The sequence below is a fragment of the Dyella sp. 01L423 genome, assembly GCF_056399945.1.
The window spans coordinates 1-359 of the sequence record NZ_JBFTSI010000068.1 but is presented as its reverse complement, the minus strand read 5'-3'; the positions used below and the strand labels follow the sequence as shown (position 1 = coordinate 359).

General features: G+C 68.0%; 1 pseudogene. It reads right to left on the bottom strand.

Annotated features, from left to right (window positions below):
* Nucleotides 1-89: 89 nt before the first annotated feature.
* Nucleotides 90-359 (bottom strand): annotated as a pseudogene (locus AC1DMY_RS21100) (hypothetical protein); the annotation flags it as partial.

Sequence of the window (359 nt, the reverse complement as noted above, 5' to 3'; positions counted from 1 at the left end):
ACCTGCTGCCGGGCGTGGATCTGGACCGGGCCGGGGCGTCGTCGACAGCCCGGCCGAGGGCGGCCAAGCTGCGATAACCCCCTCGCACATCAGGCCTCGGCGGTGTCTTCCCGCAGCCGTGGCGCAAGCCACGGCGTCAGCACCAGCAGCGCCACCGATGCGGCAACCAGCACGCCGTAGGATGCCTGGAAAGCCCCCGTCACGTCGCGCAGGAAGCCAAAGACAAACGGTCCAAGCGCGGCAACAAGGTAGCCCACGAACAGCATGAAGGCGGTCCATTGGCTCGCTTCATGATGGGACGTGGTGTTGTCCAGGGGCAGCGTCATGGCCAAGGCGAAGCAGACGCCCTGGCCCAGGGC